This is a genomic window from Vandammella animalimorsus (assembly GCF_002285265.1).
Classification (GTDB): Bacteria; Pseudomonadota; Gammaproteobacteria; order Burkholderiales; family Burkholderiaceae_C; genus Lampropedia.
Map to the genome: position 1 here is coordinate 1 of NZ_NSJB01000013.1, position 14009 is coordinate 14009.

Annotated in this window: 13 protein-coding genes, 1 tRNA gene and 1 pseudogene; 9 read left to right on the forward strand and 6 right to left on the reverse strand. The window is 61.7% G+C overall.

Annotated features, from left to right (window positions below; translation table 11 throughout):
• Both CK625_RS12040 and hemP read left to right on the forward strand, forming a co-directional pair.
• The coding region (locus CK625_RS12040) for a pseudouridine synthase (protein ID WP_238945648.1) at window positions 1-1270 on the forward strand (1270 nt) is incomplete at its 5' end.
• A 252-nt stretch (window positions 1271-1522) separates the two neighbouring features.
• Window positions 1523-1690: a hemin uptake protein HemP gene (gene hemP / locus CK625_RS12045; protein ID WP_238945649.1), complete on the forward strand. Its 168-nt coding sequence runs from the start codon at window positions 1523-1525 to the stop codon at window positions 1688-1690.
• A 368-nt stretch (window positions 1691-2058) separates the two neighbouring features.
• On the opposite strand, the gene recG is transcribed toward hemP, so the two are convergent.
• The gene (recG, locus tag CK625_RS12050) at window positions 2059-4233 is read right to left on the reverse strand and encodes an ATP-dependent DNA helicase RecG (protein ID WP_095540573.1); all 2175 of its coding nucleotides are present in this window, start codon (window positions 4231-4233) and stop codon (window positions 2059-2061) included.
• 118 nt (window positions 4234-4351) lie between these two features.
• Window positions 4352-4428 (reverse strand) — tRNA-Pro (locus CK625_RS12055).
• Window positions 4429-4694: 266 nt separating this feature from the next.
• Between CK625_RS12055 and CK625_RS12060 the strand changes: the two genes are divergently transcribed.
• From CK625_RS12060 to nth, 3 genes are all read left to right on the forward strand, one after another.
• On the forward strand, window positions 4695-5138 hold the full coding sequence (locus CK625_RS12060; RefSeq protein WP_095540574.1) for a universal stress protein: 444 nt from the start codon (window positions 4695-4697) through the stop codon (window positions 5136-5138).
• A 214-nt stretch (window positions 5139-5352) separates the two neighbouring features.
• Complete coding sequence (locus CK625_RS12065; RefSeq protein WP_238945653.1) at window positions 5353-6492, forward strand: CaiB/BaiF CoA transferase family protein; 1140 nt, start codon at window positions 5353-5355, stop codon at window positions 6490-6492.
• A 29-nt stretch (window positions 6493-6521) separates the two neighbouring features.
• Window positions 6522-7163 carry an endonuclease III gene (gene nth, locus CK625_RS12070; protein WP_095540576.1) on the forward strand — a complete coding sequence of 214 codons (642 nt, stop codon included), beginning with the start codon at window positions 6522-6524 and terminating at the stop codon, window positions 7161-7163.
• Between the two features lie 125 nt (window positions 7164-7288).
• Here the strand turns inward: nth and CK625_RS14295 are convergent.
• Window positions 7289-7393 (reverse strand): annotated as a pseudogene (locus CK625_RS14295) (IS481 family transposase); the annotation flags it as partial.
• Window positions 7394-8116: 723 nt separating this feature from the next.
• Here CK625_RS14295 and CK625_RS12075 point away from each other — a divergent pair.
• The gene (locus CK625_RS12075) at window positions 8117-9016 is read left to right on the forward strand and encodes a DMT family transporter (protein ID WP_095540577.1); all 900 of its coding nucleotides are present in this window, start codon (window positions 8117-8119) and stop codon (window positions 9014-9016) included.
• Between the two features lie 4 nt (window positions 9017-9020).
• Here the strand turns inward: CK625_RS12075 and CK625_RS12080 are convergent, their stop codons facing one another.
• Window positions 9021-9896, reverse strand: coding sequence for a LysR substrate-binding domain-containing protein (locus tag CK625_RS12080; protein WP_095540578.1), 876 nt, complete (start codon window positions 9894-9896; stop codon window positions 9021-9023).
• On the opposite strand from CK625_RS12080, the gene CK625_RS12085 reads away from it, so the two are divergent.
• From CK625_RS12085 to CK625_RS12095, 3 genes are all read left to right on the forward strand, one after another.
• Entirely contained in the window at window positions 9895-10806 is a 912-nt protein-coding gene (locus CK625_RS12085; RefSeq protein WP_095540579.1) for an ROK family protein, read from the forward strand. The genes CK625_RS12080 and CK625_RS12085 overlap by 2 nt on opposite strands.
• A gap of 1 nt (window position 10807) precedes the next feature.
• Entirely contained in the window at window positions 10808-11734 is a 927-nt protein-coding gene (locus tag CK625_RS12090; RefSeq protein WP_095540580.1) for a carbohydrate kinase family protein, read from the forward strand.
• Window positions 11735-12056: 322 nt separating this feature from the next.
• A complete protein-coding gene (locus CK625_RS12095; protein WP_095540581.1) occupies window positions 12057-12740 on the forward strand; it encodes a glutathione S-transferase in 684 nt (227 codons plus the stop codon).
• Window positions 12741-12745: 5 nt separating this feature from the next.
• On the opposite strand, the gene CK625_RS12100 is transcribed toward CK625_RS12095, so the two are convergent.
• Both CK625_RS12100 and trmL read right to left on the reverse strand, forming a co-directional pair.
• A complete protein-coding gene (locus CK625_RS12100; RefSeq protein ID WP_095540582.1) occupies window positions 12746-13540 on the reverse strand; it encodes an alpha/beta fold hydrolase in 795 nt (264 codons plus the stop codon).
• Window positions 13530-14000 (reverse strand): tRNA (uridine(34)/cytosine(34)/5-carboxymethylaminomethyluridine(34)-2'-O)-methyltransferase TrmL, encoded by a 471-nt coding sequence (gene trmL, locus CK625_RS12105; RefSeq protein WP_095540583.1) that lies wholly within the window; start codon window positions 13998-14000, stop codon window positions 13530-13532. The genes CK625_RS12100 and trmL overlap by 11 nt, the downstream gene beginning before the upstream one ends.
• Between the last annotated feature and the right edge of the window lie 9 nt (window positions 14001-14009).

Genomic DNA, 14009 nt, shown 5'->3' on the forward strand with positions numbered 1-14009 from the left:
CACCGCGCAGCGCCAGCCGCGCCAGCCCGAGCGCAGCGCCCCCACAGCGCGGCCCACTGCGCGGCCCACTGCGCGGCCCGGCGCGCGGCCCGGTGCGCGCCCTGCCAATGCGAGGCCCGGCGCAACCAAACCCGATGCGCGCCGGGATGCGCGCTCGGAGACACGCCGCAATGCCCGCCCGGATGCAGCGCCGCACGCTGGTGCGCGGCAACCAGCGCGGCCGGACTCCCGGCCAGACGCCCGACAGGGCGGGCGGGCCAGCACCCGGGCCAATACTCAGACCAATGCCCAGGCCAATGCCCGGCTCCGCCCTGCCCAGGCCAACGCCACTGCCCCTGCGCGCGCGGCGGCCACCAACGTCCGCCCGAACACACGCTCCAAAATACGTCCCGAAACGCGCCCAGCCGCTGCCAAGGCCCATCCGCCGCAGCAGCGCCCTGCCCCAAGCTGCCCAACAGCGCAGCAGCAGGCCGCAGCCGCTGCCAGCGCCCCCCAAGCCAGCAGCGGCACGCGCCTGAACAAATACCTGGCCGATGCGCAGTGCTGCTCACGGCGTGAGGCCGATGCCTGGATCGAGCGCGGCTGGGTGCGCATCAACGGCCAGGTAGCGCACATGGGCCAGCGCGTGCAGCCTGGCGACCAGGTCGATGTGGCGCTGGCCGCGCGCCGCCACCAGGCGCAGCAGCTGAGCATTGCGCTGCACAAGCCCGTGGGCTACGTCAGCGGCCAGGCCGAGGACGGGTACTTGCCCGCGCTGAGCCTGATCACCGATGCCAACCACTGGGAGCACGACCCCCAGCGCCGCCAGCGCGCGCCGCGCAGCCTCAAGGGCTTTGCCCCGGCCGGGCGGCTGGACATCGACTCCACCGGCCTGCTGATCCTGACCCAGGATGGCCGCCTGGCGCGGCACATCATTGGCGAGCACAGCACGGTGGACAAGGAATACCTGGTGCGGGTGCGCTGTATCGGCCCCGATGGGCAAGGCATCGACAGCAATGTGCAGGCCCACGTGCCCGAGGCCGCGCTGCAGCGGCTGCGCCACGGCCTGGAGCTCGACGGCGTGGCGCTGCAGCCGGCCCAGGTCGAATGGCAAAACCCGGAGCAGCTGCGCTTTGTGCTGCGCGAGGGCAGAAAGCGCCAGATCCGGCGCATGTGCGAGCAGGTCGGCCTGCAGGTCAGCGCCCTCAAGCGCGTGCGCATCGGCCGGCTGGCGCTGGGCCAGCTGCCCCCGGGCCAGTGGCGCTATCTGGAGCAGGACGAGCTCTTTTGAGCAGCGCCCCCAAGCCATCAGCCACCATCGCCCCAGCGGGGCATTGCGCCAGTGCCGTGCGCGGCCTCTCGGAAATTCCCGAGTCCAACTTGGGGTTTTAGGATGAGTTCTTGCATTCTTAATAAAAATTATTATCATTAGCCTCATTGACAGCAGGACGAATTCCTGCCGTCGCAGGCCCCAGGCCTGGCCGCCCGGCCGCAACCTGGAGCTCGGATGCCTTGAACTGAAAAACCTCCCATGACCCCAGCCATGAAGCCCGCCAACGAATCCGCCAGCCAAGCCGCACGCCATGTGCCCGCCGCCGCGCTGGACAGCCTGGAACTGCTCAAGGGACAGAAATCCGTGGCCATTCAGCACAACGGCTCCATCTACCGTTTGCAGGCCACCAAGCTGGGCAAGCTCATCCTGACCAAGTAAGGCAAGCCGCATCCGCCGCCGCCCGCATTCGCCGGGCCGGCCCTTCCGAACACCAACCGTTTCATCGTGGGGCGACCGAGAGTTCAACACTCAGGACTCAAACAGGTCGTTTTTGCCAGCCAAGGGCGCGCATGCATGCGCATCTGGTAGCCAGGCTTTTTTTTGATGAAACCCCTGCCCTCGGCCCCCAGCTCGTGAAGGGGCCAGGCGCCACCAGTCATCGTGGGGCGACCAGGCTTTTGACAAAGCCATTCAGGTCGTTTTTGCCAGCCAAGCGCCCAGGCCCTGCCCGGCGCGCACTAGCCAGGCTTTTTTTGCCCACTCTCTCACCTCCCTTTTTTTGCTTTGCTGCCGCCCGCCGCAACGGCTCAAGCGTGCAGGTAATCCCACTTGCCGCCCAGCCAGCGCTGCATGTGGCGCTCGGCCAGTTGCGGGTGCTGCGCCAGCATCTGCGGCGCCAGCTGGCGCGCCCATTCAAGCAGGTGGCCATCGCTGTCCAGATCGGCAAAGCGCAGCAGCGCCGCGCCGGATTGGCGCGCGCCCATGAATTCGCCCGGGCCGCGGATTTGCAGGTCGCGCCGCGCGATCTCGAAGCCGTCGTTGGTCTCGGCCATGGCGCGCAGGCGCTCCTTGGCGGTGTCGCTGAGCTGGCCGCTCTCGCCCGTCGCATACAGCAGGATGCAGGCCGATTGCGTGCTGCCGCGCCCAACGCGGCCACGCAGCTGGTGCAGCTGCGACAGGCCAAAGCGCTCGGCGTGCTCGACCACCATCAGCGAGGCATTGGGCACGTCCACGCCGACTTCGATCACCGTCGTGGCCACCAGCAGCGCGATCTCGCCCGCGGCAAAGCGCGCCATCACCGCCTGCTTGTCGGCCGCCGCCATGCGCGAGTGCAGCAGGCCCACGGCCACGCCCGGCATGGCCGCCTGCAAATCCTCGTATGTGGCCGTGGCGTTGGACAAATCCAGCGCCTCGCTTTCCTCGATCAGCGGGCAAACCCAGTAGGCTTGCCGCCCCTGGGCCAGCTGGCGGGCCAGGCGCTCGATCAGCTCCTCGCGCCGCCCTTCGGCAATCAGCCGCGTCAGCACTGGGCTGCGCCCGGGCGGCAACTCGTCGATGGTGGAGACGCTCAGGTCGGCGTAGTACGTCATGGCCAGCGTGCGCGGGATGGGCGTGGCCGACATCATCAGCATGTGCGGCTCCAGCACGGGCTGCGCCTTTTGCGCCTGTCCCGCTGGCGCGCGCCGCGCGCCAGCAGCAGCAGGGGTTGCGGCAGGGGCAGCGGCCTGCTCGCCAGCCGGGATGCGGTTGCGCAGCCGCAGGCTCAGGCGCTGCTGCACGCCAAAGCGGTGCTGCTCGTCGATCAGCACCAACCCCAGCCGCTGAAAGGCCACATGCTCTTGCAGCACCGCGTGCGTGCCCACCACCAATGCCGCCTGGCCGCTGGCGGCGGCCTGCAGCATCTGCTCGCGCTGTTTTTTCTTCTGCGTGCCCGCCAGCCAGGCCACGCACTGGCCGCGCGCGGCCAGCAGCGGCGTGAGCCAATCGGCCAGCTTGCGAAAGTGCTGCTCGGCCAGGATTTCCGTGGGCGCCACCAGCGCGCACTGCCAGCCGGCATCAATGCACACACAGGCCGCCAGCGCCGCCACCACCGTCTTGCCCGAGCCCACGTCCCCCTGCAGCAGGCGGTGCATGGGCGTGCTGCGGGCCAGATCCTGCGCGACCTCCCGCACCACGCGCTGCTGCGCCGCCGTCAGCGCAAACGGGATTTGCGCCAGCAGCTGTTGCGCCAAGGTGGCCTCACCTGCCCCGTCGCCCGAGGCAGGCTGCAGCGGCGGCGCCAGGCGCTGCGCCCGCGCCTGGCGAATGCGGCATTGCGAGAGCTGCTGCGCCAGCAACTCCTCAACCTTCAGCCGCTGCCAGGCCGGATGGCGGCGATCCTCCAGCGTCTGCAAGGCCACGTCGGGCGCGGGATGGTGCAGGAACTCCAACGCCTGGCGCAGCGGCCACCACTGCCCGCCGGCCACCGGCGGCGGCCCCAGCGCGGCAAACACCTCTGCGGGCAAGGTTTCATCCAGCGCCATGCGGTGCAGCGCCGTGGCAATCATGCGGCGCAAGTAGGCCTGCGGCAGCCCCTTGCCAACCGGGTAAACCGGCGTGAGCGCCTGCGGCAGCGGCGCATCGCTCTTGCGCAGCTGGGGGTGCACCATCTCGCGCCCCCAGAAGCCGCCGCGCATCTCGCCATGCACACGCAGGCGCTTGCCCGGCGCCATGGCCTTGTGCTGCGAAGGGTAGAAATGCAAAAAGCGCAGCTGGCAGCTGCCGCTGGCGTCTTCAAGCACCACCACCAGCTGGCGGCGCGGCTGCAGCTGCACCTCACAGGCCAGCACCGTGCCCTCGATCAGCACCGCCTGCCCCTGCCGGGCCTGGGCAATGGGCACGATGCGCGTCTCGTCCTCATAGCGCAGCGGCAGGTGCAGCACCAGGTCCACATCGCGCTGCAGGCCGAGTTTGTCCAGGGCTTTTCGGATGGCTGGCGTCATATCCCTTGCAACAAGAAAGGCTGCGCAAGCTCCGGCCAGCCTTGGTTTCTCCCTTCGCTCGACGATGTTGCCCAACGAAAAATGGGGCTACGCCAAAGACGTAGCCCCATCAAGTTGGTGGTCGGAGCGGCGGGATTCGAACTCGCGACCCTCTGCTCCCAAAGCAGATGCGCTACCAGGCTGCGCTACGCTCCGACTAAAGCGCGCATTCTAATACGAAAAATCCGCCCAGCCTGGCTGGGTGGGCGCAGCCGGCATGCGCTGGCTGGCGCTCCGACTGATTCCCTCAACAACCTGCTGCGCCCTGGCCCGTGCCCGTATACTGCCCCGCAGCCATGGTTGCTGCCGTGGGTTGCACTGGGCCGCAGGCCGCACGGCGCTTGCCGGCAGGCCTTTTGCATGCAGCCATCGCGGCAGGCCGCAGCCAGAGACTGTTTGACTCACCATTCCAAGGAGCCTTTATGTACCAACACATCCTGATTCCCACCGACGGGGGCGAGCTGTCGCAAAAAGCCGTGGCGCACGGCTTTGACCTGGCCAAGCTCTGCGGTGCGCGGGTCACGATCCTGACTGTCACGCCCAGCTACCCCGTCACCTACATGGAAGGCAGCGTGGCTTCGAACCGCGAGTTCGCCGAAAGCAGCGAGCGCCAGTGGCGCGAGGATGCCAAGAAGGCCATGGAGAAGGTGTTGGAGCAAGGCAAGGCCATGGGCGTGCAAACCGATGTGCAGGTGCTCAGCGGCGACAGCATCTCCGACCTGATCCTGCAGGCCACGCAGGAGCAGCATGCCGACCTGATCGTCATGGCCTCGCACGGCCGCAAGGGCATTGCCCGCCTGCTGCTGGGCAGTGAAACCCAGCACGTGCTCACTGGCGCCAAGGTGCCGGTGCTGGTGCTGCGCTGATGCAGCCGGCCGCCTGCGGGCGGCCAACCCCTTGTGTGTTTCATGCCCATCTTGCCGATGGGCATTTTTTGTGATGGTCTGTTCTGCTTCCGAACCACCCCGGCAGGCGCCCGATGCCAATGCCGATGATGCCCGCTGCGCCCAGCCCCCTGCCGCTGCCGGCGCAGCGCGCCCCCAGGCCTTGCGCGGCATCCGCGTCGTGGAGTTCAGCCACATGGTCATGGGCCCGGCCTGCGGCCTGGTGCTGGCCGACCTGGGCGCCGAGGTCATCAAGGTCGAGCCCATCGAGGGCGATGGCACGCGCACGCTGCTGGGCGCAGGCGCGGGCTTTTTCCCGCTGTTCAACCGCAACAAGCACAGCATCGGCATCGACCTGAAGGACCCGGCCGGCCTGGAGATCGCGCTCAAGCTCTGCGCCACGGCCGATGTGGTGCTGCACAACTTCCGCCCCGGCGTGCTGCAGCGCCTGGGGCTGGACTATGCCAATCTGCGCCGCCTCAACCCGGGGCTGGTCTACGTCAACCTCAGCGGCTTTCTGCCTGGCCCCTATGAGCACCGCACGGCGCTGGACGAAGTGGTGCAGATGATGGGCGGCCTGGCCTACATGACCGGCCGCCCCGGCGATCCGCTACGCGCGGGCAGCAGCGTCAACGACATCATGGGCGGCATGTTCGGCGCCATCGGCGCGCTGGCCGCGCTGCTGCAGCGCCAGCACACCGGCCAGGGGCAGGAGGTTGACGCAGCGCTGTTCGAGAACAACGTCTTTCTCGTCGGCCAGCACATGATGCAGTACGAGATCACCGGCCAGCCGGCCCGCCCCATGCCCGAGCGCACCTCGCCCTGGGCGGTGTACGACATCTTCACCGTCCAGGGCGGCGAGCAAATCTTTTTGTGCGCCGTCAGCGATGCCCACTGGCAAAGCCTGTGCACGGCCTTTGGCTGGCACGATTGGCTGGCCGATGCGCAGCTGGCCAGCAACAACGCGCGCGCCCGTGCGCGCCCCTGGCTGCTGCCGGCGCTGCGCGAGCGCCTGCAAGACCACAGCGCCGCCGACATCGCCGCGCGCTTTGAGGCCCACGCCCTGCCCTACGCACACATCGTGCGCCCCGAGCAACTGCTGGACGACCCGCACCTGCAGGCCACGCAGGGGCTGGAGCCCATCACCCTGGTCGATGGCGAGCGCGCCGGCCAGCGCGCGCATGCCGCGCTGCTGCCGCTGCGCATGGACGGCCAGCGCCTGCGCACCTACCAAAACCCGCCCCAATTGGGCGAGCACACGCAGGCCATCCTGCAGTCGCTGGGCCTGGACGCAGCGCACATCGAACAACTGCGCGCCCAGCGCAGCGTGCGCTGACACCGCTGCCCGCCATCGCCCCCACCCCGATGAAAAAAGCCGACATCCCGCTGTTCTTCGCCACCTTGCAGGCGGCCAACCCGCACCCGCAGACCGAGCTCGAATACGGCAGCCACTTCCAACTGCTGGCGGCCGTGCTGCTCTCCGCCCAGGCCACCGATGCTGGCGTCAACAAAGCCACGCGCCGCCTGTTCCCCGTGGCCGGCACGCCCCAGGCCATGCTCGACCTGGGCCTGGCCGGGCTGGAAGAGCACATCAAAACCATCGGCCTGTACCGCAGCAAGGCCAAGAACCTGCTGGCCACCTGCGCCATCCTGGTAGAGCGCTACGGCGGCCAGATCCCGCGCACGCGCCAGGAGCTGGAGCAACTGCCGGGCGTGGGCCGCAAAACCGCCAACGTGGTGCTCAACGTAGCCTTTGGCGAGCCCACCATGGCAGTGGACACGCACATCTTCCGCGTCAGCAACCGCACCGGGCTGGCGCCGGGCAAGACCCCGCTGGAAGTCGAGCAGCGCCTGCTGCAGCGCGTACCCCAGGAATACGCGCTGCACGCCCACCACTGGCTGATTCTGTTGGGCCGCTACGTCTGCCAGGCGCGCAAGCCACGCTGCTGGGAATGCCGCGTCAGCGCCTGGTGCGATTACCGCCCCAAAACCCCGCCGCCCGCCTAGCTGTAGTTTCTCGACACGTTGTACCCCGCAAAGTCAGCCAGACAGCGGGAGGCAAGTGCTCAGTGCCGAGTGAAGCCGATGGATGTTGTGATGAAGCATCCAAGGTGTCAGCTCGCCCGCACGATGCGTTGGGCTGAGCTGGGATACCAACGATACACATAAGCCCATTCGCGCAGCAGCATCTGGATGAAGCGCTCGGCCTTGCCACTGGTTCTGGGCGTATAGGGCTTGGGCAGCGCACAGATGCTTGGTCTTCAATCGCCACAGCATCCTCGCAAAACGCAGCGACCGCAAGCAGCGCCGTTGCCGCTCATCACCCGCTCAACCCTCATGCCCAGGCAGCGGCGCAAACGACGCCTTGCACTGCACACGCCCAGTAGCTCTCACGGGGGAGCGCTAAGTACCTAACGCGCTATAAGTTTTTAAAAATTAGATTGACGCCAGTCATCATTGATTCATCCAGCTAAACAATAGCAGTTTACTTCTCAACAATATAAAACAAAGAGTCACTTATCCTTCTCTGCTCTAAATTGCGAGGAACAGGATGAATGACAGATTGATAACAGGTTCCGCAACCGGAATCTTGTTGCACAAAGATTCGAAATCGTGGTGTGTCAACGCATCCCAGCCTGTCACCTATGAAGTGCAGCAGGTTGACGGGCTGTTTGATTGCAAAAATAAAACCTTCCTAGGGTTATGCCGCAACCCTAAAAAAGCAACGCTCCATATCTCAATCATGATAGGCATATCGAAGCTTTTTACCGAACTTTCGAAAGCCTTCCAAAATAATCAAAGACTTAGGACTAACGATTACCCATGAAACGAGTCGACTTGCCCGCAGAGGCGACAGAAGCAGTAATTTGGCTATGCAGCCCATCCGCTTCTTTATAAGCGGCTCAGCAATTCCTGTAGACGGTGGTTTTCTTGCAACTTAAGCCTTTTTGATAGAAAAAATGACTTGGATCGCATTAGGCTTGCTAGCCGGATTAATATTAGGAACCTACGATTTTCTTACAAAACTAGCACTAAAAGAAAAGAATGTCCTAGAAGTGGTTTTCTGGTGCTCAGTTCTTGGGGCTTTGATATGGGCGCCTTTTTTCTATGCTCCGGACTCCTGGAGCAACGCGCTCCATAGCGCTGCGCTAGCACCGCAACATCTTAGTTTAGAGCAGCAAATGGCTGTATTACCCAAGTCCATCATGATGGTGATGACTTGGATATTGTCATATTACTCGGTAAAACATTTACCATTATCAATTTCAGCTGGTGTACGCGCCAGTGGGCCACTATGGACTGCGTTAGGAGCCGTACTGCTACTGTCTGAAAGGCTTAGTTGGTGGCAGTGGCTCGGCCTGGCTGTATCGATGGGCTCTTACTACCTTTTCTCACTGATTGGTCAGAAAGAGGGCATCAGCTTCAAACGAAATTTATGGGTACTAAGCATGGTTGCCGCCACATTGCTTTCATCGGCCAATGCACTCTACGACAAGTACATTCTGGCTACATTGCACATGGACCTGGCTGCAGTCCAAGCCTACTCAGCGCTACAGCGTGGAACCATAGCACTATTGCTTTTACCTTGGATATTTCGAGGCATGGAAGCAATAAGCCTTCTCACTCGGAATTGGGCAATCCCCGCCATTGCTTTCGCCTACGTACTGGCTGAGTACATTTACTTGGCGGCTGTACAGATTGATGGCGCTCAGATCTCTGTAATTTCTGTCCTTCGCCGCACAAATCTCATCATGGTTTTTGCACTATCCGCGATCTTTTTCAATGAGCGATTTATTCGCCAAAAGATCATTGCAATTAGCGGAGTTCTAATTGGCATTACCCTAACCATCTTGCATTAATGGGCTAGCCTTCAACTACCAGAGAACGGAGCCATTCGATTACTTTACGAGCATGGGGAGAAATAATGGCCCGCTCCGATGCAAGCAAGAAATATGCTTGCGCCGAAGGTATTGAAATCTCAGAAATACGAACTAGATTTCCGCTTTGCAATAGCCCTTTCACCAAAGATCGGCGCCCTAACGCAACACCTTGTAAGTTCAAGGCAGCGTCGATCAGGAAGCCTGTATCAGAATAAACCATATTGCGTTGGGTTGGCGAAATATTCAGCTTCGCTACTTTCAGCCAAGGATCCCAAGGCTGTCGACTGTGCGAAAGGATGTCTGCACGCTTAAAAAGCTCTGGCAAGCTTCGATTGCCAAGCTGTTGCAGATAGCGTGGGGCCGCCACCGGGAACCACTCGTCTTCCAACAATCGCTCACAATAAAAGGCTTCCGGTGTATTTTTAGAAAATCTGATCGCTATGTCCGCTTCGCCTTGATTGATGTTCACTGTACGGGTGGTCGGCATAAGTGCAATCGAGACAGACGGATGAGTGCGATGAAATTCGGTAAGTGCAGGCACCAATCGAAAGCGTCCAAAAGAGGGAAGCGTGCTAATACGAACAATATCACGCCCATGCGTGAAACCACTAAAAACCGCCTCAAGATTTTCAAGCAAAGATCGAACCTGCTGGTGCAAATAAGCACCTTCTGCACTCAAGGAGACAACACGCGTAGTTCGATTAAAGAGCTTAGTACCTAAAAGCCTCTCTAAATCTCGTATCCTATGACTAACAGCGCTGTACGAGATATTCAATTCATCTGCAGCCTGATTGAAGCTTTGTCGCCGAGCCACTGCATCGAATGCAACTATCAAATGAATAGGGGGGATATTTCGCATGATTGATATGCAACCAAAAGCCTCATTAAATTATCGAATTGGCATTGATGTGGGAGGCACGAAGATTGAGGGTGTTGTACTAGACAAAGATGGCAATGAGTGTATCCGACTGAAATACGCCACCCCGCGTGGTAGTTATAGCACCATATTGCAACGCATCGTCGACTTATATAAGGATCTGTCTTTTTCTGTGGGGAACGAAGCACACACATTGGGCATTGGAACACCAGGATCAATATCTCCGACAACTGGACTTCTACGCAACTGCAATGCCACCCAACTAAACGGACACCCCTTACACCGCGAATTAGAGAGGCGTATTGGAAAACCGTTTGCAATAGAAAACGATGCGAACTGTTTTGCACTGGCAGAAGCCCAGCTTGGAGCGGCAAAAGAATACGAGGATGTGTTGGCTCTGGTGCTAGGAACAGGTGTTGGCGCTGGTCTGGTTGTGAGAGGGCATCTGGTGTCAGGAAGGAATCGTATTGCTGGAGAGTGGGGACATATGGTGCTTGATCCCCAAGGACCGCAATGCTATTGTGGCCGCAGAGGATGTGTGGAATCCTACCTAAGCGGCCCAGCACTCGAACGACAGTATACGCAAATCACCGGCCAGAAGCTCAGCACAGAGCAAATCGTGCATCGCGCACAATTTAACGATCAGGATGCATGCAGGATTCTCGACCATTTCACTGAATACTTTGCTCAAGCTGTAGCTAGCGCAGTCGCATTAGTGGATCCACAAGCCATCGTTATCGGCGGCGGACTGGCGAGCATTGATGCTCTCTATACAAAAGGAGCCCATCGTTTGCGCAACTTAGTTTTTAGTGATTTTTACGAAACCCCTATACTTCGCAATCAACTCGGAAACTCTGCCGGCGTTATAGGCGCCGCCATGATAGGAATATGAAATGCATATAATCACCATTGGAGGCGCAACAATTGATATCGTTGTTTCTGGATCCAGATTGAGCACCATCTCCGGAAACAAGCAAGAAGTCGAGTCGATTACTATGGGAATTGGAGGTGGAGCTGTTAATGCGAGCTTAGCTTTTCAAGCATGCGATGCAAATGTACGTATCGTGTGTGCCTTAGGTTGCGATACTGAGTCTTTGTGGCTACGCACAGCTCTTCAACGGGAGTCCATTGATCTTTCATTGATACAGTCTGTCGCAGACCAACCCACTGGCAAGTCGGTGGTTTTCCTGGATGGCTCAGAGGCACATGTCTTTGCACAACGTGGCGCAAGTACTCACGTGGCTCCAGCAAGAGTAGTGGATGCCGCCGGATGCACTGATTTACTATACGTAACAGCACTCTCTTCTGCTGCCGAATTAGAGTTCAGCACTGCATTACGACATCGCAGTTCTCACTTTCCTCTTATAGCGATCAACCCTGGCATGCGACAGCTCGCGACCGCATCATCGGCGGGAGATTATTTATTAAGCCAGGCCGACCTAATCTGTGTCAATGAGGCAGAAGCGCGCATGCTGGCTGTAAAACTTGGAGGCCAGATACCGAGTGACATCCTAAAAGATGGGGCGCTGTGGATGAATGATATTCGCTTGCACAGTTCACAGGCGATGTTGGTCACACTAGGAAGCAAGGGAGCACTGCTTCATGATGGATATGAAATTCATTTCATGCCCGCCGAGCATGTATCCGTGGAATCTACGCTCGGCGCGGGGGATGCTTTTGGCGCAACGCTAGCCTTCTATTGGGCCAAAGGATATCCAGCCACAGCAGCATTAGAAGCTGCGCGTGCATATTGTGCTAAGGTGCTTCAAACAGTCACAGCCAATCTTGCAGGATCAAAGCACACTGATCAACAATCATAAATCTAGATCAATGCCACACCATAAGCCCCTATTGCAAACCTTAGAGCATCAAAAATAGCGATAACAGACGTTATCTCGGATATTTGCAATGCCACCCTAGCGAGAAATAATAGCGGCTTGATGGGAAATTATTTTTTGGACAGTAAACTAGGACCTTTTTAGATTAATCATTGCGATGGCATCTTGGTCAAAATCTTCCGCCACTGCGTTGGAAATGCCTTTAGAGTTTTCAGTCCCAAGCGCATTTTCTCCTTGAGTCTGCAGATTTTGCCTCGAGAAAAACGATCCGTAAACGAATATCAACAAGCCTAGCCCGCCCGCCATGCCCACAGCCTCGAACACCAACGCACCGAACACCAACGCCCCAGCCGCCGAGCACGACGGCGGCGCTTTGCCGCAGCTGTTCAGCTTCCGCCGCTGTCCCTATGCCATCCGCGCGCGGCTGGGGCTGGCCGCCGCAGAGCAGGCCTACACGCCCATCGAAGTGGTGCTGCGCGACAAGCCCGCCGCGCTGCTGGCCGCTTCGCCCAAGGGCACGGTGCCGGTGCTGGTGCTGCCCAGCGGGCAGGTAATCGACGAAAGCCTGGACATCATGCTCTGGGCCTTGCAGCGCCACGATCCGCAAGCCTGGCTGCAACCCACGCACGGCAGCCTGCAAGACATGTTGGCCCTGGTGCACGAGTTAGATCGCCACTTCAAGCCCTTGCTCGACCGCTGCAAATACCCGCAGCGCCACCCAGAGCACGCATTGCAGGATTCGCGCCAACTGGCCCTGCAATGGCTGCAGCGCCTGGAGTTGGCGCTGGCATCGGGCCCTTGGCTGTTTGGTCAGCGCCTGGCCCTGGCCGATGCGGCCGTGTTCCCCTTCGTGCGCCAGTTCGCCGCCATCGATCCGCTCTGGTGGGACGCCCAGCCCCTGCCCCGGCTGCAGGCCTGGCGCCAGCGCTGGCTGGCGCTGCCGCTGTTCGAGCAGGTCATGCGCAAAAGCGCCCTGCCCGGCGGTTGAGGCCCTCAACGCAGCGCGCCAGCTGGCGCATCGCGCCGCGCCAGGATGTGCTGCAGCCAGCGGCGCAGCTCGGCGGCCACTTCCTGCGGGTGGGTGATCGGCCACAAATGGCTGCGGTGCGGTTTGGTCACGATCTGGGCCTGCGGCGCGGCAGTGGCAAAGCGCCGGGCGTGGATGTGCAGCTGATCCCAGCTGCCGCCCAGCAGCAGCACCGGGCAGGCCACTTGCCGCAGTTGGTACGCGCCGCAGTGGCGCATGACCTCGCCCCAGGCCAGGCGGATTTGCTCGAAGTCCCCGCCGCGGGCGCGCACTGCGGCCCAGGTGGGCGCGTGGGCCGCGCGGCCCAGCCACAGCGCATCCAGGCGGGCCATGCCATCGGGCCCGGCGGCCTCCCACAGGCGCGCCACTTGCCGGTACATCCAGGCGCCTGCGCCGCGCGGCTCGGCCGCGCAGCCCATCAGCGCCAGGCCGGCCAGGCGCTGCGGGTGCTGCTGGGCATAGCTCATGGCCACGTAGCCGCCCAGTGAGTGGCCGCCGAGCACCACTGGGCGCGGGCCGGCCTGCGCGATCAGCTCGTCCAGCTGCTGCGCAGCGAGCGCCAGCGAGAAGGTTTCGCCCGCGCGCAAGCCATGACCGGGCAGATCCGGCGCCAGCACCTGGGCCACGCCCTGCAGCAGCGGGCCATAGGCATGCCACTGCGCGCCGTTCAGGCGTGTGCCATGCAGCAGGATCAACAGCGGCAAGTCCGCACCACCCGAGGCGCGGACTTGCTCGACCGCAGACGCGGATTCAGCGCGCATCGCCAAAGCCGTGCTGGCGCCAGGCCTCGAACACCGTCACCGCCACGGCGTTGGACAGGTTCAGGCTGCGCTGACCTTCGAGCATGGGCAGGCGCAGGCAGCGCTGGGGCGGGAAGCTCTCGCGCAGATAGGCCGGCAGGCCGCGCGTTTCGGTGCCGAACACCAGCCAGTCGCCAGGTTGGAAGCGCGTCTCGAACACGCCCTGGCCGCCTTGCGTGCTCAGGCCGAACATGCGCCGGGCGTCGGGCTCCTGCGAGGCCAGAAAGTCGCCCCAGCTGGCGTGGCGCCGCACCGTGGCGTACTCGTGGTAATCCAGCCCGGCGCGGCGCATGTGGCGGTCGTCCATCGAAAAGCCCAAGGGCTCGATCAGGTGCAGGCGGCAGCCGGTGTTGGCCGCCAGGCGGATGACATTGCCGGTATTGGGCGGGATTTCTGGGTGGACGAGAACGATTTCAAACATGGCGCAAGC